Origin of the sequence: Jiangella gansuensis DSM 44835, from assembly GCF_000515395.1 — a bacterium.
Lineage (GTDB): Bacteria > Actinomycetota > Actinomycetes > Jiangellales > Jiangellaceae > Jiangella > Jiangella gansuensis.
In genome coordinates this window covers 2,844,967-2,863,862 of the sequence record NZ_KI911782.1, presented here as the reverse complement: position 1 = coordinate 2,863,862, position 18,896 = coordinate 2,844,967, and the positions used below count along the sequence as shown (strand labels likewise).

Annotated in this window: 19 protein-coding genes; 12 read left to right on the top strand and 7 right to left on the bottom strand. The window is 69.7% G+C overall.

Annotated features, from left to right (window positions below):
• The first annotated feature begins 247 nt into the window (after positions 1 to 247).
• From JIAGA_RS29720 to JIAGA_RS29715, 7 genes are all read left to right on the top strand, one after another.
• Positions 248 to 1,132 carry an SIS domain-containing protein gene (locus JIAGA_RS29720; RefSeq protein ID WP_084470314.1) on the top strand — a complete coding sequence of 295 codons (885 nt, stop codon included), beginning with the start codon at positions 248 to 250 and terminating at the stop codon, positions 1,130 to 1,132.
• Positions 1,129 to 1,884 carry a sugar isomerase domain-containing protein gene (locus JIAGA_RS0113825; RefSeq protein WP_051426075.1) on the top strand — a complete coding sequence of 252 codons (756 nt, stop codon included), beginning with the start codon at positions 1,129 to 1,131 and terminating at the stop codon, positions 1,882 to 1,884. Before JIAGA_RS29720 ends, JIAGA_RS0113825 begins: the two co-directional genes overlap by 4 nt.
• Before the next feature lie 74 nt (positions 1,885 to 1,958).
• The gene (gene ngcE, locus JIAGA_RS0113820; protein ID WP_051426074.1) at positions 1,959 to 3,431 is read left to right on the top strand and encodes an N-acetylglucosamine/diacetylchitobiose ABC transporter substrate-binding protein; all 1,473 of its coding nucleotides are present in this window, start codon (positions 1,959 to 1,961) and stop codon (positions 3,429 to 3,431) included.
• Positions 3,432 to 3,443: 12 nt separating this feature from the next.
• On the top strand, positions 3,444 to 4,367 hold the full coding sequence (locus tag JIAGA_RS0113815) for a carbohydrate ABC transporter permease (RefSeq protein ID WP_026876113.1): 924 nt from the start codon (positions 3,444 to 3,446) through the stop codon (positions 4,365 to 4,367).
• Complete coding sequence (locus JIAGA_RS0113810) at positions 4,367 to 5,302, top strand: carbohydrate ABC transporter permease (RefSeq protein WP_026876112.1); 936 nt, start codon at positions 4,367 to 4,369, stop codon at positions 5,300 to 5,302. Before JIAGA_RS0113815 ends, JIAGA_RS0113810 begins: the two co-directional genes overlap by 1 nt.
• Before the next feature lie 167 nt (positions 5,303 to 5,469).
• Positions 5,470 to 7,068 carry an MFS transporter gene (locus JIAGA_RS0113805; RefSeq protein WP_026876111.1) on the top strand — a complete coding sequence of 533 codons (1,599 nt, stop codon included), beginning with the start codon at positions 5,470 to 5,472 and terminating at the stop codon, positions 7,066 to 7,068.
• A 14-nt stretch (positions 7,069 to 7,082) separates the two neighbouring features.
• Positions 7,083 to 8,990, top strand: coding sequence for an ABC transporter ATP-binding protein (locus JIAGA_RS29715; RefSeq protein ID WP_051426073.1), 1,908 nt, complete (start codon positions 7,083 to 7,085; stop codon positions 8,988 to 8,990).
• Positions 8,991 to 8,999: 9 nt separating this feature from the next.
• Here the strand turns inward: JIAGA_RS29715 and JIAGA_RS0113795 are convergent, their stop codons facing one another.
• From JIAGA_RS0113795 to JIAGA_RS33130, 3 genes are all read right to left on the bottom strand, one after another.
• Entirely contained in the window at positions 9,000 to 9,806 is an 807-nt protein-coding gene (locus JIAGA_RS0113795) for an SRPBCC family protein (RefSeq protein WP_026876110.1), read from the bottom strand.
• 52 nt (positions 9,807 to 9,858) lie between these two features.
• Positions 9,859 to 10,173, bottom strand: coding sequence for an ArsR/SmtB family transcription factor (locus JIAGA_RS0113790; RefSeq protein ID WP_026876109.1), 315 nt, complete (start codon positions 10,171 to 10,173; stop codon positions 9,859 to 9,861).
• Between the two features lie 104 nt (positions 10,174 to 10,277).
• Complete coding sequence (locus JIAGA_RS33130; protein WP_051426072.1) at positions 10,278 to 10,751, bottom strand: CHRD domain-containing protein; 474 nt, start codon at positions 10,749 to 10,751, stop codon at positions 10,278 to 10,280.
• A 331-nt stretch (positions 10,752 to 11,082) separates the two neighbouring features.
• Here JIAGA_RS33130 and JIAGA_RS34565 point away from each other — a divergent pair, with 331 nt between their 5' ends.
• Positions 11,083 to 11,253: a hypothetical protein gene (locus JIAGA_RS34565; RefSeq protein ID WP_157553137.1), complete on the top strand. Its 171-nt coding sequence runs from the start codon at positions 11,083 to 11,085 to the stop codon at positions 11,251 to 11,253.
• A 184-nt stretch (positions 11,254 to 11,437) separates the two neighbouring features.
• Here JIAGA_RS34565 and JIAGA_RS35280 read toward each other — a convergent pair whose 3' ends face one another.
• Positions 11,438 to 12,355, bottom strand: coding sequence for a sigma factor (locus JIAGA_RS35280; RefSeq protein WP_051426071.1), 918 nt, complete (start codon positions 12,353 to 12,355; stop codon positions 11,438 to 11,440).
• A gap of 129 nt (positions 12,356 to 12,484) precedes the next feature.
• Between JIAGA_RS35280 and JIAGA_RS0113765 the strand changes: the two genes are divergently transcribed.
• Complete coding sequence (locus tag JIAGA_RS0113765) at positions 12,485 to 14,062, top strand: phytoene desaturase family protein (protein ID WP_026876107.1); 1,578 nt, start codon at positions 12,485 to 12,487, stop codon at positions 14,060 to 14,062.
• A gap of 304 nt (positions 14,063 to 14,366) precedes the next feature.
• Here JIAGA_RS0113765 and JIAGA_RS0113755 read toward each other — a convergent pair whose 3' ends face one another.
• From JIAGA_RS0113755 to JIAGA_RS29700, 3 genes are read right to left on the bottom strand one after another with little or no spacing between them, the layout of a single operon-like run.
• Complete coding sequence (locus JIAGA_RS0113755) at positions 14,367 to 15,218, bottom strand: oxygenase MpaB family protein (protein ID WP_051426070.1); 852 nt, start codon at positions 15,216 to 15,218, stop codon at positions 14,367 to 14,369.
• Positions 15,219 to 15,225: 7 nt separating this feature from the next.
• On the bottom strand, positions 15,226 to 15,909 hold the full coding sequence (locus JIAGA_RS0113750) for a class I SAM-dependent methyltransferase (RefSeq protein WP_026876105.1): 684 nt from the start codon (positions 15,907 to 15,909) through the stop codon (positions 15,226 to 15,228).
• A 5-nt stretch (positions 15,910 to 15,914) separates the two neighbouring features.
• Positions 15,915 to 16,502 (bottom strand): TetR/AcrR family transcriptional regulator, encoded by a 588-nt coding sequence (locus tag JIAGA_RS29700; RefSeq protein WP_084469668.1) that lies wholly within the window; start codon positions 16,500 to 16,502, stop codon positions 15,915 to 15,917.
• Positions 16,503 to 16,677: 175 nt separating this feature from the next.
• On the opposite strand from JIAGA_RS29700, the gene JIAGA_RS0113740 reads away from it, so the two are divergent.
• The 3 genes from JIAGA_RS0113740 (at position 16,678) to JIAGA_RS0113730 (ending at position 18,832) form a co-directional block, all read left to right on the top strand.
• A complete protein-coding gene (locus JIAGA_RS0113740) occupies positions 16,678 to 17,136 on the top strand; it encodes a helix-turn-helix transcriptional regulator (protein WP_157553135.1) in 459 nt (152 codons plus the stop codon).
• A gap of 5 nt (positions 17,137 to 17,141) precedes the next feature.
• Entirely contained in the window at positions 17,142 to 17,552 is a 411-nt protein-coding gene (locus tag JIAGA_RS0113735) for a VOC family protein (protein WP_026876103.1), read from the top strand.
• 350 nt (positions 17,553 to 17,902) lie between these two features.
• Complete coding sequence (locus tag JIAGA_RS0113730; protein WP_211239652.1) at positions 17,903 to 18,832, top strand: glycine betaine ABC transporter substrate-binding protein; 930 nt, start codon at positions 17,903 to 17,905, stop codon at positions 18,830 to 18,832.
• The last annotated feature ends 64 nt before the right edge of the window (positions 18,833 to 18,896 follow it).

The following is an 18,896-nucleotide window of genomic DNA, read 5'->3' as shown; positions in this document are numbered from 1 at the left end:
CCGGCGCTGTGTCCGGGATGACCGGATTGGCGTTCGGTCTCGTGCTGGCTGCGGAAACATCACGCTTGGACAAACTCCCGGCAAACCCTTGACATCCGGCTGAGGGTAGAAAGAATTCTCACCACCGCACGCCGAGGGTTGCCAGACGAAAATTCACTACCACGATGAGCCAGGAGGTCGCGTGGCGGAAGGGACACTATCGAGTGACCCGGTGGCCGATGCCGGGCCACCCGGTGATTCGGTGCTGATGCGCATCCGCGCGCTGCTGCCCGAGCTGCCCGCCGCGCTGCAGCGGGTGGGTGAGCAGGTGCTGTCCGCGCCCGCCGTCGTCGCGCGTGCGACCATCCTCGAGACGGCCGAGCGCAGCGGAACCTCCGCTGCCACCGTCACCCGGTTCTGCCGCGCCCTCGACCTGCCCGGCTACGCCGACCTGCGGCTGGCGATGGCGGAGGAGACCGGCCGATCGTCCGCCGTCGCCGGCTGGGAGGTCGACATCGGCCGCGAGATCCTGCCGACGGACTCCCTGCAGGAGATGCTGGACCTCATCACGACGGCGGACCTTCGCGCCATCCAGGAGACCGCCGCCCAGCTCGACCTCACCGAGGTCGAGAAGGCGGCCGACGCCATCGCCGGGGCCGGCCGGGTCGAGGTGTACGGAATCGGCGGAAGCGCCCTGGTGGCGGGGGAGATGCAGCTGTGCCTGCACCGTATCGGCGTCCCCACCTGGTCGTGGAGCGACGTGCACGTCGGACTCACCAGCGCCGCGCTCCTCGGCCCGAACGATGTCGCCATCGCGGTCTCGCACTCCGGCGCCACCTACGAGACGGTCGAGATGCTGTCGGCCGCCGGTAGCCGGGGCGCCACCACTGTCGCGCTCACCAGCTTCCCCAACTCCGCACTGGCCGAGGTCGCCGACATCGTGCTCACCACCGCCATCCACGAGACGACGTTCCGTCCCGACGCGCTGGCGGCGCGGCACCCGCAGCTCATCGTCCTCGACCTCATCTACGTCGCCGTGGCGCAGCGCCGGTACGAAACCACCGGAATCGCGCTCAACCTGACCGCCCAGGCCGTCAGCTCGCACCGGGCACCCAACCCGGACGGCCGCCCATCGAAGAAGGAGCAGCGGTGACCGATGTCAGTGCGGCCTCGTACCTCGCTCACATCACCGAGATCGTGGATCGGGTGGCCAGCACCCAAGCCGACGGCGTCCAGCGGGCCGCCGACATCGTCGCCCAGGCAGTCCTGGCCGGCGGCGTCGTGCAGGCCTTCGGGACCGGGCACTCCCAGGCCACCGCCATGGAGATCGCCGGCCGGGCCGGCGGGCTGATCCCGACCAACCGGATTGCGCTGTTCGACCTGGTCACCTACGGCGGTGAGGACCCGGAGTCGCTCATCGACCCGACGACGGAGCGCGACCCATCGCTGGCGCAGCGGCTCTATGACAACACGCCGATCGAGCCGTCCGACGTGTTCGTCATCGCGTCGAACTCCGGCATCAACGGCAGCATCGTCGGCATGGCGCAGGTGGCGAAGAAGAACGGCCACCCCGTCGTCGCCATCACGTCGCTGGAGCACAGCGCTCAGGTGGAGTCCCGGCACCCCTCGGGCCAGAAGCTCACCGACCTGGCCGACGTGGTCCTCGACAACGGCGGGCCGTTCGGCGACGCCGTCCTGCCGCTGCCCGGCGGCGGCTCGGTGTGCGCCGTCTCGTCCATCACGGCGGCACTGCTCGCGCAACTGCTCACGGCAGAGGTGGTGCGCCGGCTCATCGACGCCGGCGAGACCCCGCCTGTCTATCTCTCGGCGAACGTGCCCGGGGGAGACGCCCACAACGACGGCCTGCTGCATCGGTACGCGGGCCGGATCCGGCGAGGGGGCTGAGGGGCTACTCGGTCGCACGACCCGACTTCCAGCCGCCAGCACCTGACGGCACACTCAGTACGAAGGGGTTCCGCATGTCCAGCAGCATCGAACGCTCCATCCCGGCGGGCAGCAACCGCCGGACCTTCCTGCAGCGGGTTGCCCTCACCGGCGTGGCGCTCGGTCCCGGCGGCGCCTTCCTCGCCTCGTGCGCGACCGGCGGCGGGGACGACGACGATGACGAGGCCGAGGAAGCCCCGTCGGCCGACGTCAGTGAGGACAATCCGCTCGGCGTCCCCGAGGACCAGCCGTTGGAGATCTACATCTTCGACGGCGGCTTCGGCGACGAGTACGCCACCGAGATCCACCAGCCGATCTTCAGCGAGCGGTGGCCGAACATCCAGATCGACCACCACGCCGCCGTCGACATCGCCGGCGAGCTGCAGGCCCGCTTCGTCGCCGGTGACCCGCCGGACTTCATCAACAACTCCGGCGACGGCCAGATGGACCCCGGCCAGCTCATCTCCGACGGTCTGCTCTACGACCTCAGCGAGCTGTTCGACGCGCCCAGCTGGGACGACCCGAACGTCACGGTGCGCGACACGCTGCTGCCGGGCGCCATCGAGGCCGGCACCCGCAACGGCACTCCCTACGTCCTCAACTACGCCTTCACCGTCTTCGGGCTTTGGTACAACAAGACGCTCATGGACGAGAACGGCTGGCCGGTGCCGACCACCTGGCAGGAGATGATGGACGTCTGCGCCGACATCGCCGCCACCGGCATCGCCCCGTGGGTCTACCAGGGTGTGACGGCGCCGCGGTACATGAACTGGCCGCTGCTGTCCATGGCCGCCAAGCTGGCGGGTCCCGAGGTCCTCGTCGCCATCGACAACCTCGAGCCGGGCGCCTGGGGCCACGAGGCCGTCAGGGAGTCCGCCGCCGCCATCCTGTCGCTGCGGGAGAACAACTACTTCCTCCCCGGCGTGGAGGGCATGGAGTTCCGCGACGCCCAGGGCCAGTGGGCCCGCGGCGCGGCCGTGTTCTGCCCGTCCGGCTCGTGGATCGAGAACGAGGAAGCCGACGCGATCGCCGAGAACCCGACCTTCGAGCTCGCGGTGATGCCCGACCCGCTGCTGTCGCCGGACTCCGTCATGCCGCTGGAGACCATCCGCGCCACTGCCGGCGAGCCCTACATCGTCCCAGCCGACGCGGCCAACCCGCGCGCGGCCATGGAGTACATGCGGGCAATGCTCTCGCTCGAGGGTGCCCGGGGCTTCAGCGAGATGGTCACCAGCCTCACCTCCGTGGCCGGCGCGGCCGAGGGAGTCACCATCGAGGCTCCCGGGCTGGCCTCCGCGCAGGCGGCCCTGCAGGCCGCCGGCGACAACGTCATCAACTGGTTCTACCCGAGCTGGTACGGCGAGATGGAGAACCCGGGCATCGACCAGGCGACCGGAGCGCTCCTGCGGGCCGAGATCACCGTCGATGAGTGGGTGGAGCGCTGCGAGGGCGTTGCCACCGAGGTCCGCGAGGACGACTCCATCGACAAGCAGACCCGCGAGAGCTGAGGACCGGCGCACATGCGGCACGGCAAGTATCCCTTCATCCTGGCCTTCCTGCTGCCACCGGTCGGGATCTACGCGATCTACATGCTGTCGCCGTACATCCAGGCCCTCTACATCTCGATGACCGACTGGAGCGGACTGTCGGCCAGCCAGACGTTCATCGGGTTCGACAACTACGTGGAGATGTGGCACGACGACCAACTACGAACCGCGTTGCGCAACAACGCGATCCTGGTGCTCGTCGTGCCCATCCTCACCCTCATGCTGGGGTTGTTCTTCGCCTCGATGCTCAACGTCGGTGGTCGCCGCCGAGGGGCGGCGGTCACCGGCGTGCGCGGGTCGTCGATCTACCAGGTGGTCTACTTCTTCCCACTGGTGGTGTCGGCGCCCATCATCGGCATCGTCTTCAGTTACGTGTTCGCGCCGGAGAACGCCGGCGGCATCCTCAACCGGATGCTCGGCGCGGTCGGACTGGACTCACTGCAACGGTTGTGGCTGGCCGAGCAGAGCATGCTCATCTGGATCGTCGTCGTCGTGATGACGTGGTCGTTCGTCGGCTTCTACGTGGTGCTCTTCTCCGCGGCGATGCAGTCGATCCCCAAGGACATCTACGAGGCGGCGCTGCTGGACGGCGCGAACCGGTTCACCACGTTCCGGAAGGTCACCGTGCCCCTGGTGTGGGACACCGTCCAGGTGGGCTGGGTGTACATGGCCATCCAGGCGATGGACGCCTTCGCCACCGTGCACATCATGCTCGGCATCAACGGCGGCGTGGAAGGCGCCGGTGACGTGCTCGGCGTGATGATGTACCGAGAGGCGTTCGCCAGCAACGACTTCGGCTACGCCGCCGCGATCGGTGTCCTGATGCTGGTGCTGACGATGGCGGTCGCGATGCTGTTCATGCGCGGTCTGAAGCGCGAAAGGGTGGAGCTGGCGTGATGACGACGACACAGATCGAACCGGCGGGGCCGTCGTCGGACGTACACGTCGACGAGAACCGGCACCAGCCGGGTGTCGGCGCGGGCGAGCGGGCCGTCTCCTTCCTCAACGGCGGCTTCCTCCTGCTGTGGGGCATGATCACGACGCTGCCGCTGCTGTGGGCGATCGTGTCGTCGTTCAAGACCAACGGCGAGTTCCGCACCGATCCGATGGGCCTGCCCGGCGGCCTGGAATGGGACAACTTCGCTCGCGCCTGGAACGCGGCGAACATCGGCCAGTACTTCCTCAACAGCGTCATCGTCGTGTCCATGTCGCTGACCATGACCATGCTGTTCGGTGCCATGGGCGCGTACGTACTGGCCAGGTACGACTTCCCGGGGAACCGGTTCATCTACTACCTGTTCCTCGGCGGCCTGGTGCTGCCGGTGTTCCTGGCGCTGGTGCCGATGTTCTTCGTGGTGCGCAACCTCGGCTCGCTGCCCGTCATCGGGCAGTTCCTCGGACTCAACAGCTACTTCAGCCTGGCGCTGGTGTACGTGGCGTTCTCACTGCCATTCACGGTGTTCTTCCTGACGGCGTTCTTCCGGACGCTGCCGAGCTCCGTGGCCGAGGCCGGCATCGTGGACGGCTGCTCCCACTTCACACTGTTCTTCCGGGTCATGCTGCCGATGGCCCGGCCCGGCATGATCAGCCTCGGGTTGTTCAACTTCCTCGGCCACTGGAACCAGTACGTCCTCCCGCTGGTGATCATGCAGGACGGTGACAAACGCGTGCTGGCGCAGGGCCTGGGAACCCTGGCGGCGAACACCGGGTTCCGGGCCGACTACACCGCGCTGTTCGCGGGCCTGGTGATCGCCCTGCTGCCGGTGCTCATCGTCTACATCCTGTTCCAGAAGCAGGTCCAGGCCGGCCTGACCGCGGGCGTCCTGAAGTAGCCGCCCGGACGGCACACGCCTACCGTCCACCCGCCCGGAAATGATCACGTTCGCCATGGGTGTTCCCGCTTCACCACGAATGCTTGCCCGGTGAAGTGGGAACATGCCTGCGGCGGTCTGCCCGACGGACTTGACCTCAACAATGGTTGAGGTATGAAGCTGGGCTCATGACGCCAACGGAGACAACCACCGACCATCCGCCGCGGGCGGGTGCGAAGGAGTGGATCGCGCTCGCCGTGCTGAGCCTGCCGGCGATGCTCGTGATGATGGACCTGACGGTACTGCACCTGGCCGTGCCCCACCTCAGCGCCGAGCTGGCGCCGACCAGCTCGCAGCTGTTGTGGATCACCGACATCTACGGCTTCCTGATCGCCGGCTTCCTGATCACCATGGGCTCGCTCGGCGACCGCATCGGCCGGCGCCGGCTACTGCTGGCGGGCGCGGCCGCCTTCGGTGTGGCGTCGGTGCTCGCCGCGTATGCCACCAGTGCCGAGATGCTCATCGCGGCTCGAGCGCTGATGGGCATCGCCGGCGCGACGCTGATGCCGTCGACGCTCTCGCTGATCCGCAACATGTTCCACGACGACCGACAGCGAACCACCGCGATCTCGCTCTGGATGATGAGCTTCATGGTCGGCGGCTCGGTCGGGCCGCTGGTCGGGGGCGCCCTGCTGGAAGTCTTCTGGTGGGGTTCGGTGTTCCTCGTCGGAGTGCCGGTCATGCTGCTCCTGCTCGTCGTGGGCCCGCTCCTGCTGCCGGAGTACCGCGACCCGCGTTCGGGCCGCCTCGACCTGGCCAGCGCGCTGCTGCTGCTCGCAGCGGTGCTCCCGGTCATCTACGGCATCAAGAAGCTGGCCTCGGACGGCTTCGGCTGGCTGCTGATCGCCTCGGTGGTGATCGGTGCCGTGTTCGCGGTGCTGTTCGTACGGCGGCAGCGATCGTTGGACGACCCGTTGATCGACATGGAGCTGTTCCGGAACCGGGCGTTCGGCGCGACCCTCGGCATCATGACGGCGGCCACGTTCGCGATGATGGGCCTCAACCTGTTCGTCATGCAGTACCTGCAGCTGGTGCACGGGTTGTCGCCGTTCCGGGCCGGACTGTGGGTGCTGCCGATGACGGGAGCGATGATGGTCGGGATGGTGCTGGTCCCGGTCCTGGTGACGCGGATCCGTCCGGGCTACCTCATCGCTGCCGGCATGGCAGTGAGCGCCGCCGGGATCGCCGTCATCACCCAGGTCGGCGGGTCGGGCGGGTTCGACCTGCTGATCACCGGGACCTGCATCATGGCCGTGGGCTTCACCCCGGCCGCCGCGCTGGGCACCGACCTCGTCATCAGCGCGGCCCCGCCGGAGCGCGCCGGCGCGGCCTCGGCGGTGTCGGAGACCAGCAACGAGTTCGGTGGTGCCCTCGGGCTCGCGATCCTCGGGAGTGTCGGTACCGCCGTCTACCGTGCTGCCATGGACACCGACCTGCCCACCCAGCTCGCACCCGAGGCCGCCGGCGTCGCCCGCGACACGCTCGCCGGTGCGGTGGCCGTGGCGGGCGAGCTGCCGGCCGGCGCCGGCGCCACGCTGATCCAGCTGGCTCGCGCGGCCTTCACCGACGGGCTTCAGGCCACTGCCGCGGTCAGCGCCATCATCGCACTGGCCGGGGCAGTGCTCGCCGCGGTACTGCTGCGGCGGGTGCGGGCGGGGGAGGATGTCGAGCCGAACAGCGACGACACCGCGGCCGGCCAGGTCACACCGAACGTCGTCGCCACCTAGGAGGATCAGCACCGATGAGCATGGAAGTCACCGCGTGGAACGCGCTGTACAACGCGATGCACGCGCAGGAGGACAAACGGCCGTTCTCCCGGGCCACGCTGCGGCGAGTCCTGGCTTTCGCGCAGCCGCACCGCACCTTCCTCGTGCTGTTCGTGTCCCTCAGCATCGTCACGGCGGTCCTCGCGGTGGCCACTCCGGTGCTCGCCGGGCAGGTCGTCGACGGCATCATCCAAGGCGAGGCCCAGTCCACCGTCATCGGCCTGGCCGTGGTCATCGGGGTCATCGCGCTGGCTGAGGCCGGCGTGGGGCTGGTGCAGCGATGGTTGTCGGCCAGCATCGGCGAAGGGCTCATCCTCGACCTGCGCCAATCGGTCTTCGACCATGTCCAGAAGATGCCGGTGGCGTTCTTCACCCGTACCCGTACCGGCGCCCTGGTCAGCCGGCTCAACAACGACGTCATCGGGGCGCAGCGTGCGTTCAGCGACCTGCTGTCCGGAGTGGTCAGCAACGTCGTGATGCTGGTCCTGGCGCTGGCTGTCATGCTGAACATCTCGTGGCAGATCACCCTGCTGGCCCTGGCTTTGCTGCCGGTGTTCGTGCTGCCGGCGCGCCACATGGGACGGCGGCTGGCTCGGCTCGAGCGGGAGGCGGCCAACCACAACGCCGTCATGAGCACTCAGATGACCGAGCGGTTCTCCGCACCGGGTGCCACCCTGGTCAAGCTGTTCAGCCAGCCGGCGCGGGAGTCCGCCGAGTTCAGTGTCCGGGCCCGCCGGGTTCGCGACATCGGCCTGCGCACCGCCATGGTGCAGTGGGTGTTCGTCACCGCGCTCACCCTGGTCGGTGCGCTGGCGCTGGCCCTGGTGTACGGGTTGGGTGGCTTCTACGCGCTGCGCGGCGAGCTCGACGCCGGTGCCGTCGTCTCCATGGCACTGCTGCTGACGCGCCTCTACGCGCCACTCACCGCACTGGCCAGCGCCCGCGTCGAGGTCATGAGTGCGCTGGTCAGTTTCGCCCGCGTGTTCGAGGTGCTCGACCTCGAACCGCTGATCCGGGAGAAGCCGGACGCCCGGCCGGTGCCCGACGGCCCGGTGTCGGTGGAGTTCGACGACGTCCACTTCAGCTATCCGGCGGCCGACAAGGTCTCGCTGGCGTCGCTGGAGGAGGTCGCGATGCTCGACGTCCGCGGCGGCGAGGAAGTGCTGCACGGCGTGTCGTTCGCCGTCGCTCCCGGTCAGATGGTGGCTCTGGTCGGCTCGTCCGGCGCGGGCAAGTCGACGATCGCCCAGCTCCTGCCCCGGCTGTACGACGTCGACGCGGGCACCGTCCGGCTGTCCGGGGTCGACGTGCGTGACCTCTCCATGGCCTCGGTGAAACACACGCTGGGCATGGTCACACAGGACGGTCATCTGTTCCACGAGTCCATCCGCGCCAACCTCCTGCTGGCGCGGCCCGGCGCCACTGACGACGAGCTTTGGGACGCGCTACGCCGGGCTCGCCTGGCGGACCTGATCGGCGAGCTGCCCGACGGACTGGACACCGTGGTGGGGGAGCGCGGCTACCGGCTGTCCGGGGGCGAGCGTCAGCGGCTCACCATCGCCCGGCTGCTCCTGGCCAGGCCGCGCGTCGTCATCCTCGACGAGGCCACCGCGCATTTGGACTCCACCTCGGAGGCCGCGGTGCAGGAGGCGCTGGCCGAGGCGCTGGAGGGGCGCACGGCGGTGGTCATCGCGCACCGGCTGTCCACCATCCGCGCCGCGGACCTCATCCTCGTCATCGAGGACGGCCGGGTGGTCGAGCGCGGCACCCACGCCGAGCTGCTGGCCGCCGGGGGCCGCTATCAGGAGCTCTACCGCACCCAGTTCGACCAGCCGGACACCGCCGCCGGCGACGACCCCGCGCCGACGGCGGTCCCAGCGTGAGGCTCGAACTCAGTGCCGGGGGAGCGCACGAAGATCTTCGGCGAGCCCGTTGAGCCGGTCCCGCCAGCCGGCCAGTGCGGCGTCCGCGTCGCTCACACGAGAGGCCGGGCCGGTCTCGGTGAGCACCAGCCGCGCGCCGTGACCGGTGCCTTCCCGCAGTTCCCAGCGCACCCGGCCGTCGCCGGCGGTGGCGTACTCGAGCAGGTACGGCGATTCGGACTCGACCACCTGTCCGGCGTCGTCGCGCGCTGCTTCAACCATGGGCCATACGGCCTCGGCCGGGCGGGTCAGCTGACGCTCGAACCGCACCAGCCACCCCCGCTCACCGATATCGGCGACGCCGGCGTCCAGGCCGAACTGAACGACGTAGTGATCATGCAGTTCCGCCGAGGGTTCACCGTGGGCCACTGGGACGCCGTCGGCGAGCTGCTCGAGCGCGGCGAGACACATGACCCACCCGGAGCAGAAGCTGCCCGCGCCGTAACGATCGGAGAAGGTGTGCTCGAAGATCATCAGGCAGCCGTCGCCGTCATCGCGCAGGTCGAAGCGGAGCAGCTCGCCGGACCAGGTGAACGCCAGGACGCGGCCGTCGTCGACCTCGGTGACATGGCCGTCGGGGCTGGCTCCCTTCCCGTCGCCCCAGTCGAAGCCGACCTCGCTGCCCACCTGGAGGTCCAGGTGTACCGCGGCCGGGAACCACTGCTTCAGTTGCTCCGGGTCGGTGATGGCCCGCCAGACCCGGCTCCTCGGATGGCGGAAGCGGCGCTCGATACGCAGCACGCTGCGGTCGCCGTCGGTGCGCAAGGTCTCGGTCATCGATGCTCCAGGTACTCGGCTTCCAGGTCTGCGCCGTCGCTGCGGCGCGCGGTCACGCGTCGTCGTCCATCGTGTCGAGGTGCCGCTCGAGGGCGTCGAAACGGTCGGCCCACATCCACCGGTACGGGGTGAGCCACTCGTCGAGCTCGACCAGCGGTTCGGCGCGCAGCTCGTACCACCGCCGCTGTCCATCGCGGCGCACGGTGACCAGCCCGGCCTCGCGCAGCACCCGCAGGTGCTTGGAGGTGCCGGGCTGGGAGAGGCCCAGAGCCTCGGTCAGCTCGCCGACCAGCCGGGGGCGCTCCAGCAGCAGATCCAGGATGCGCCGCCGGGCCGGCTCCGCGAGCACGCTGAACGGTTCGGCCATGCGACAAAGAATAGCCACACAGATATATAACCGCAAGAGCATCTAATGCGTCGACGGCGACCACGCCGGTCGGCGCGGCACGGTCACCGTCGACGGGGGAGTGGTCAGCGGAGCTGACCGCGGATCGCGCCGCCCGGGAACGGGGCGTTGTGCACGTTGACGTAGTAGTCGCTCGGGTTCGCGACGATGGCCGCGAGCTCGCTGAACGTCAGCGTCTCGGTGGTGTTCTGATCGTCAGGCACGGCCGTGATGCAGCCATGGCTCGTGCGGTCCGGAGTTTCGAGGCCGACGACGATTCCGCCCGGCTCGCCGACCGGGGCGGCGTGGATGTGCGCCGCGGTCGCCTCGTCGATCCGGGTGGCGACGAGTGCGTAACAGAGGGTGTCGCCCTTGACGACGGCGGCGAAGGCTCCTCGGCCATTCGGGTCACCCGGCCCGGGCGCCTCCTGAGCGCCGGTGAGCACGGTGTGCAGGGTGGTCACCGGAGCATGGCTCGACGTGGCCGGAACGGCCCCGAGGACGAGCGCGGACGAAGCGATCACCACGGGGATCGCCGAGCGGGTCAGCCACCTGCGCATGATGTCTCCTTCAAGCCGAGCGACGGGCAACCCGGTCGGACCACCCATCCGTATACGGGCGAGACCGCCGCACGGATTGACCGGTTCGGTCCAACTCCGTGACGAGACTCGTCCGTTCGGCCAGGGCCGCCCACTGACCGAACGGACCAAATTTGTCCCCAACAGCCACCTCAGCGGCCGCGACCAGGCGAAACGCCACCATCGGGGCGTCGTTCGCGTTGCGGTCCGACCACCATGGGTGGATGATCGTCGACACAGGCTTTGGGCGAGCTGATCGGGATGTCGGCGTCCGTTGCAGGGGCGTCGCGACGAACACTCACGGAGGATGACGATGCTGCGCCGGGACACGGAGTACGTGTTGACCTGGAACGCACAGAACCACAGCTGGTTGGTCCGGCCGATCGAGCGCGACGGCAACCAGATCGTCCAGATCGGCGGCGGCACCCAGATGGGTGATCCGGCTTGGGCCGTGGGCTCCTACGGCGGAGTGTGGGAAGACTAAGAGCCGTCCCACGTCCGCGCGGCGTCTCTGTACGCACACGCCGGAGGCGCGAACGTCAGTGGAAGCGGCTCGAAGGACTCGGCCGACAGCGCGACCGGACACGTTGCCTCGTCAACGGAGGGCATCGTCGCCGCCTTCGCAGCGTCGGCCGGGTCGACCTGCAGGCCCGAATCTGTCACGAAATTCAGTCCGTCTTCCAGCTCGGTCCCCATGTCCTCGACGGGAGGGCGTGGTCCGTAGCGTCGACATAGCCGGGTGTGGTCACCGCGACCTTGACGACGCCTGCTCCTGCCTGGCCGATCTCCGACCAGGGGAGCTGGCTGCCGATCACGGCGAATTCGACACCGTGATCGCCGAAAAGGGCGGGACCGAGCTCGTCCGGAAGGTGATCCCGCGAGGGATCCAGATGCTCGGCCGCGGTGTCGAGGAGCAACGTCTCAGTGCTGGGGAAGACTCCGAAGGTCTGGGCCACCTCCGGCTCCGCAGGTGCGGAGGTGCCTGCATCTCCGGCTGCAGTGATTTCGCTGCCGGGATCGCTGGGCAGGGCGAACACCACACCGCCGGCGACAAGCGCGGTGGTTGCCACACCGCCGAGCAGCCCCGCGGCCCGACGGCGGCGCAGGTGGCGCTGACCTCGCCGTAGGTCGTCAGCGACGGTCGACGTCATCGGTGGTTCGCCGGCGAACTCCATCCGGTCGAAGAGTTCTCGCAGTTGAGTGTCGTGGGCCATCTTGATCACCTCTCCGTGGTCGCATCCGCGGGGGACAGGGCGTAGCGCAGGGCGGCCCTCATCGGTGTCTTCAGGGGAGGGTCCGCCCTGCTCCGGCTCGTCGATGCCCTGGAGTCCAGGCTGTTCCCTCCGCCACGGCCGACGGCGCTCGTCAAGATGGCCGCGCACGATGATGCGCCGGACGTAAGCGTCCTCGGCGCCGGCGGTGTGGATCCGCGGCCAGGCGGTATACAGCTTGATCAGTGCCGACTGGACGAGGTCTTCGGCAGTGTGCCAGTCGCCGCACACCAGGTAGGCGATCCGCCGCAGGTACGCGCGGCGGGCGCTGACATAGACGGTGAACTCGTCGGCCCTCCTGTGACTCTCGCTCACGCTGCTCGCTCCTGGCGGGTTGCTCTCACTACCTGGACGGATCACAGTGGTCGCCGCGTTGTCACGTTGCCATGCATTCCTCGGACCTGCGACTGGCGTGGGGCGGCCGGATCGGGTGACGATGGCGGGATGCTGATCACCGATGGGGACCTCGCCGCCCGGTACGACGCCGTCGTGGTGGGTGGTGGGCACAACGGCCTGACCGCCGCGGCCTATCTGGGCAGGGCCGGGCGGACGGTGCTGGTTCTGGAACGCCTCGGCCAGGTCGGGGGAGCGGCGGTGTCGGCGCGTCCGTTCCCCGGAGTCGACGCGCGGTTGTCGCGGTACTCGTACCTGGTGTCGCTGCTGCCGCGGCAGATCGTCGAGGAGCTGCGGCTCCCGATCGAGCTGCGGCGGCGTCGGTACTCGTCGTACACGCCGGTCGGTGCGGACGGCCTGCTGGTCGACACCGGTGACGACGCCCGTACGCGCTCGTCCTTCGCGAGCGTCACCGGCAGCACGGGTGACCACGACGCGTGGCAGCGGTTTTACGCCCGTACGGCCCGACTGGCCCGGCGACTGTTCCCGACGCTCACGGCGCCGCTTGTGTCGCGGGAGCGGATGCGCGCCGTCGTCGACGACGACCAGGCGTGGCGCGAGTTGATCGAGGAGCCCGCCGGCCGGGCGGTGCGGTCGTGGTTCGCCGACGACGTCGTGCGGGGTGTGGTGCTCACTGACGCCCTGATCGGGACGTTCGCCGACGTCGACGACGCATCGCTGCGGCAGAACCGGTGCTTGCTCTACCACGTCATCGGCAACGGCACCGGTGACTGGGACGTCCCGGTGGGCGGCATGGGCGCGGTCAGCGGGGCATTGCGTGACGCCGCCCTGGGCGCCGGCGCGACACTGGTCACGAACGCGGAGGTCACCGCCGTCGATCCGGCCGGCGAGGTGACGTTCGTCGACGACGGCGGACGCGAGCGGCGGGTGGGCGCGGGGCATGTGCTGGCCGGGTGTGCGCCGGCGACGCTCGACCGGCTGCTGGACGCCGCGGCGGCGTCGCCGTCGGGCCCGCAAGCGGCGGAGCCGGAAGGCGCCCAGCTCAAGATCAACATGCTGCTGACGCGACTGCCGCGGCTGCGCACCGACGTCGACCCGGCCGCGGCGTTCAGCGGGACCTTCCACGTCAACGAGTCGCTGAGCCAGCTCCAGACGGCGCACGCGCAGGCAGCGGCCGGCACGCTGCCGGAGCTGCCGCCGTGCGAGATCTACTGCCATTCGCTGACCGACCCGTCCATCCTTGGTCCCGACCTGCGCGAGACCGGCGCGCACACGATCACACTCTTCGGGTTGCACATGCCGGCCCGGCTGTTCCGTGGGCACAACGACGACGCCCGCGATGCCGCCGTCAAGGCCACCCTCGCGTCCTTGAACTCGGTCCTCGCCGAGCCGATCGAGGACTGCCTGGCCAGGGACGCCGACGGCGGCGTGTGCCTCGAGACGCGGACCCCGGTCGACCTCGAGAGCAGCGTCGGCCTGCCGGGCGGTCACATCTTCCACCACGACCTGGCCTGGCCGTTCGCCGAGACCGCGGACGAGGTCGGACGGTGGGGTGTCGAGACCGCGCACGAGCGCGTCGTGATCTGCGGGGCCGGCGCGCGCCGTGGCGGGGGAGTCAGCGGCATCCCCGGCCGGGCCGCGGCGATGGCGATCCTCGAACGCGCCTGATCCCCCGCTGGTCGGCCTCGTGCGCGCCCGCTCGCGGTCTTCCGGTGGCCCGGCACCCGGGGCTAGGCTGACGAGCGGGGATGGGGGCAGCTATCCGCTCGCGCCGTTGTTGTACGCGGTCAGCACGCTGCACTGCATGACGGTGTCGCTGGCTCACGACGGCGCCGGGCTCGGCACCGCCTGGGCGAGCAGACCGCGCGCCGCATGCTCGCCGACGCGGGCTCCAGCGGTGTGGACGTGCTCGAGGTGCCGGACGACCCGCTCGACTCGTTCTATCTGGTGTACCGGGGCGCCGGCTGACCCGTCACGCCTGGTGCTGCTCGGCGCGGCGCACAGCGTCGCGGTAGATCGGGCCGTCGCGCACCGGCAGCGCGCTCACGATGCCGCGCAACCCGGCCACCGCCAGCGATGCCGCCAGGTCGGTGGTGGGCAACCCGGGGAGCCGGTACATCCGCCGGGCCCAGCGGGGGAGCAGGGCGAACGCCGTCGTCGCGACGCCCAGCCAGGCCGGCCGGCCGATCGGGACGACCAGACGGTTCGGCATGGGCGGCAGGGTCAGGAACCGGGCGACATCGCGGGCCTCGTCGGTGAGGGCAAGCCGTGGCCGCACGTCGCGGAAGAACGCGTCGACGTCGGCGGCGCTGGCCGGCACCGTCGCCGGGTCCAGCCCGACCAGTTCCGCGGCCCGCACCTGCTCGGCGTAGTACCGGTCGACGTCGTCGTCGTTGAGACCCAGCCGGGCCCGCCGGGCGGTCGACGCGAACGACTCCACCTCGGCGACGTGCACCCACCGCAGCAGGTCGGGATCGTCCACCCTGAACTCAGCGCCCGTGACGGGATCGTGGCCGCGCAGCCGGGCATGGATGCCGCGGACCCGGCGGCCGGCCCGCTCGGCCTGCTCAGTGGTGCCGTAGACGACGGTGCCGACGTACTCGGCGGTGCGCATGAGCCGGGCCCAGCAGTCGCGGCGGATGTCGGAATTCTGAACGACGCCGGCGACGGCGCGCGGATGCAGGGCCTGCAGGTAGAGCGCCCGGACGCCGGCCAACCAGAGCACCGGTTCGCGGTGGACCCGCCAGCTGACGCTGTCGGGCCCGAACAGTCCGAGATCGCCGGCGGTCCGGTTCTCCCTGGGCTGCGCGGCCGTCGTCGTCATCGTCGCGTCACCGCCGGAACTCCGCTCGCCAGCGCAGGTACGGCGGCACCCCCGCGTGCTCCTCGACGGCGACGGCGGCGAGCCCGCCGGCGCCGAACGCCTCCACCTCCGCGCGGGTGAGCGGCCACGGCGGCCCGTCGGCGGGCTGAGTGGCTCTGGTGGTTTCGGTGGTTTCGGTGCGGGCGGTGGCGATGATGAGTAACGTGCCGCCGGGCGCGACGAACCCGGCGACGGCTTCGGTGGCCGGGGGATGCAACGGTACCGGCAGCGACTGGACCGTCATGATCTCCACGACGAGGTCGAATGCCTGACGCCACGCGGCCGGCGGATCGAGCAGGTCAGCGGCGACGTAGTGCACGGCGGTACCGGGGAAGCGGCGCTGCGCCGCGGTGACGGCGCTAGGGGAGACGTCGAAGGCGGTGGTGTCCCACCCGCGTCTGGCGAGCAGCTCGGCGTCGAAACCCGGCTCGCTGCCGACCACGAGCGCCGTCGCGCCGGGTGCGGGAATGTCGCGGTCGGCGAGCCACTCCACGAGCAGCGGATGCGACGAGCCGCGATGCCATGGCACGACGGCGGCGCCGGCGTCGGCCGCCGCGTAGAGCCGCTCGAACCAGCCGGTGGGGTCGTCCCCGGCCAGCGATTCCGCCGCCATACGGCGGACGGCCACATCTGGATCCGGTGCGTCGGTCATCACCGTCAACGGTAGTCCGGCGCTGCGCTCCGGGCGATGGTGCGCACGTGCGGGATTTCGCGTGGTGCGGCCACGACCGCGTCCCGCAGCAGCGCGAACAGCCGTTCCCGCCGGCCCGCGGAGGGCACCGCGAGCGCGATGCCCTCCTCGAAGGCGAGCAGATCATCGGTTTCGAGATCCGCCCGGACCGCACCGGTCCGGCGGGCCCGGTACAGCAACAGCATCGCCATATCGTCGACGTCGGCGCGCCACTGGCCGTACGGCCGGGGATCCCCGCCGGCCTCGTCCGGGCCGGCCAGCGCCGGGTGGGCGGCCACGTGCTCGGCGAAGGCGCGCAGCCACGCCATCAGAGCCTCGGCCGGCGCGTCTTGGTCGATCAGCAACTCGGCGTACTCGCGCAGCGCCGTGACGTGATCGGCGGTGACTGCGAGCAGGAGGTCCCGCCGGGTGGGGAAGTGGCGGTAGAGGGTGGCGTTGCCGACGCCGGCCCGGCGTGCGATCTCGTCCAGGGGTACGTCCGCCCCCTTCTCAGCGATCAGCTGCTCGGCGGCCGCGAGCAGCGCGTCGCGATTGCGCCGTCCGTCCGCCCGCATCGCACAACGCTCCTTTCGGGGACCTCCACGGATGATCCGGGGATATCCTCGCTTGTCGCCTCGGAACCGGCCAAAAGCGCTGGTTGGCATCGATGTCATCGCCTGATTGGCATCGATGCCAACGCGGCGGCGCGGCATCGTCGAACGCTGGGCAGCTCCGGTGTGACGTGGCACGATGGAGCAGGTGACCAGCAGTCCTAGCGAGGAACAGCGGCTGCGTGACCTGGCCCGGTTGCGCCGCGTTCGCGACCGGATCGACCGGGAGTACGCGCAGCCACTGGCGGTCGAGGCGCTCGCTCGCGGTGTGAACATGTCGGCCGGGCATCTGAGCCGGCAGTTCCGGCTCGAGTACGGCGAGTCGCCGTACTCGTATCTGATGACGCGGCGCATCGAACGTGCGATGGCGCTGCTGCGCCGGGGAGATCTCAGCGTCACCGAGGTGTGTTTCGAGGTCGGCTGTTCGTCGCTGGGCACGTTCAGCACGCGCTTCACCGAACTGGTCGGTGTGCCGCCGAGCGTCTATCGGGAGCACGGCGCCGAGGCGACGGCGGGCATGCTGCCGTGCATCGCCAGGCGGATCACCCGACCGATCAGGAATCGAGAAGCCACCGTCGACGAGCCGCAACTAGCGTGACGGGCATGGACATCCTCATTCACGCCAGTTTCCTGCCGCACACTGACCCGGACGCCTCGTTGGCGTTCTACCGCGACGTCCTCGGTTTCGAGGTCCGCAACGACGTGGGCTACGAGGGCATGCGCTGGATCACCGTCGGCCCGCGCAATCAGCCGGACACGTGCATCGTGCTGAACCCGCCGGCGGCCACCCCGAACCTCACGGACGACGAGCGTCGCACCCTCATGGAGCTGATCGCCAAGGGCAGCTACTTCGGCGTCAACCTCTCGACGCCCGACGTCGACGCGACCTTCGCGAAGCTGGAGGCCAGCGGCGCTGAGGTCGTCCAGGAGCCGATCGACCAACCGTACGGTGCGCGCGACTGCGCCTTCCGCGATCCCGCCGGCAACGAGGTCCGCATCCAGCAGCTGCGCTGAGGCCTCCCACGCCGGCGCCGCGGGTTCTCTCCAGCGGGGACCAGGGGAGCCGCAGACCTCCTTCTCCAGCGGCGAGCGGCAGCCGATGACGGCCCGTAGATGGCGGTTTTGTTAGGCTGCTGACCCATTCGGTCACCGCATGCCCGCTCAGTGGACGCGTCGGACTCGCGGTGACGCGGCCGGGGCGAGTGCCGACGGTGTTCGAGTTCGCGGCGTGTGTCGTGTCGCGCGCTGCCATCCCGGCTCGCCCTCGAAATGCGCGATGTGCTCCTCGAACCGGCGAGTCTCACATCGTTACGGGGTCGCACGACGGTGTGCGGCGCGGCTGCACGTTACGAGAAGGGATGCCCTTGCGGACCATACGGACTCGACAGAAGATCGCTGCAGCTGCGACGGCGCTGGGCCTCGGCCTGACGCTCGCCGCGTGCGGAAGCGACGACGGAGACGGCGAAGGGGGCGCTGCCTCCGGCGGTGATCAGTCCGGCGGCGGTGGGACCATCACCATCGGCATCATCTCCTCGTGGACCGACTACCTATCGATGGGTTACCTGTGGAAGGACGTCTTCGAGGACGAGGGCTACACGGTCGAGATCAGGGAGCTGGCGGACAACGGGCCGCTCTACACCGCTATCGCGGACGGCGACATCGACCTCATGCCGTCGGCGTGGCCGGAGGTCACTCACGCCCAGTACATGGACCAGTACGGTGACGACATCGAGGACCTCGGCACCTACTACGACGGGGCAACACTCACGTTCGCCGTTCCGGAGTACACCGACATCGACTCGATCGAGGATCTGACCGGCAACGCCGCCCAGTTCGGCGGCCGCATCGTCGGCATCGAGCCGGGTGCCGGGCTCACCGAGGTCACCCAGAACTCCGTCATGCCCGAGTACGGACTCGATGGCGACTACGAGCTCGTCACGTCCTCGACTCCGGCGATGCTGGCTGAGCTGGACAACGCCATCCAGGCGCAGGAGGACATCGTGGTCACCCTGTGGCGGCCCTTCTGGGCGAACAACGCGTTCCCGATCAAAGACCTGGAAGACCCGCAGGGCGCGCTCGGCGAACCGGAAAGCCTGCATGCGCTGAGCAGCAAGGACTTCAAGGCGGAGTTCGCCGACCTCGCCGAGATGGTCAGCAACGCCCAGCTCGACGACGAACAGTACGGCTCGCTCGAGAACCTCGTGGTGAACGAGTACGGCGAGGGCCAGGAGGCCGAGGCCGTCGCCGATTGGCTGGAGCAGAACCCGGACTGGGTCGAATCCCTGCGAGGCTGACGCCACTTCGCGTTGATCTCGGAGTAGGGCCGCCGGCTGAGGGCACAATTGCCAGGACATGGCC

Coding starts and splice junctions, on each gene's coding strand:
- JIAGA_RS0113735 (WP_026876103.1), top strand. CDS start 17,142: ATGGACATCCTCATTCACGCCAGTTTCCTGCCGCACACTGACCCGGAC.
- JIAGA_RS34565 (WP_157553137.1), top strand. CDS start 11,083: ATGCTGCGCCGGGACACGGAGTACGTGTTGACCTGGAACGCACAGAAC.
- JIAGA_RS0113765 (WP_026876107.1), top strand. CDS start 12,485: ATGCTGATCACCGATGGGGACCTCGCCGCCCGGTACGACGCCGTCGTG.
- JIAGA_RS0113750 (WP_026876105.1), bottom strand. CDS start 15,909: ATGACCGACGCACCGGATCCAGATGTGGCCGTCCGCCGTATGGCGGCG.
- ngcE (WP_051426074.1), top strand. CDS start 1,959: ATGTCCAGCAGCATCGAACGCTCCATCCCGGCGGGCAGCAACCGCCGG.
- JIAGA_RS29720 (WP_084470314.1), top strand. CDS start 248: ATGCGCATCCGCGCGCTGCTGCCCGAGCTGCCCGCCGCGCTGCAGCGG.
- JIAGA_RS0113815 (WP_026876113.1), top strand. CDS start 3,444: ATGCGGCACGGCAAGTATCCCTTCATCCTGGCCTTCCTGCTGCCACCG.
- JIAGA_RS29700 (WP_084469668.1), bottom strand. CDS start 16,502: ATGCGGGCGGACGGACGGCGCAATCGCGACGCGCTGCTCGCGGCCGCC.
- JIAGA_RS0113740 (WP_157553135.1), top strand. CDS start 16,678: ATGGAGCAGGTGACCAGCAGTCCTAGCGAGGAACAGCGGCTGCGTGAC.
- JIAGA_RS0113805 (WP_026876111.1), top strand. CDS start 5,470: ATGACGCCAACGGAGACAACCACCGACCATCCGCCGCGGGCGGGTGCG.
- JIAGA_RS0113755 (WP_051426070.1), bottom strand. CDS start 15,218: ATGACGACGACGGCCGCGCAGCCCAGGGAGAACCGGACCGCCGGCGAT.
- JIAGA_RS0113790 (WP_026876109.1), bottom strand. CDS start 10,173: ATGGCCGAACCGTTCAGCGTGCTCGCGGAGCCGGCCCGGCGGCGCATC.
- JIAGA_RS0113810 (WP_026876112.1), top strand. CDS start 4,367: ATGACGACGACACAGATCGAACCGGCGGGGCCGTCGTCGGACGTACAC.
- JIAGA_RS33130 (WP_051426072.1), bottom strand. CDS start 10,751: ATGCGCAGGTGGCTGACCCGCTCGGCGATCCCCGTGGTGATCGCTTCG.
- JIAGA_RS0113795 (WP_026876110.1), bottom strand. CDS start 9,806: ATGACCGAGACCTTGCGCACCGACGGCGACCGCAGCGTGCTGCGTATC.
- JIAGA_RS29715 (WP_051426073.1), top strand. CDS start 7,083: ATGAGCATGGAAGTCACCGCGTGGAACGCGCTGTACAACGCGATGCAC.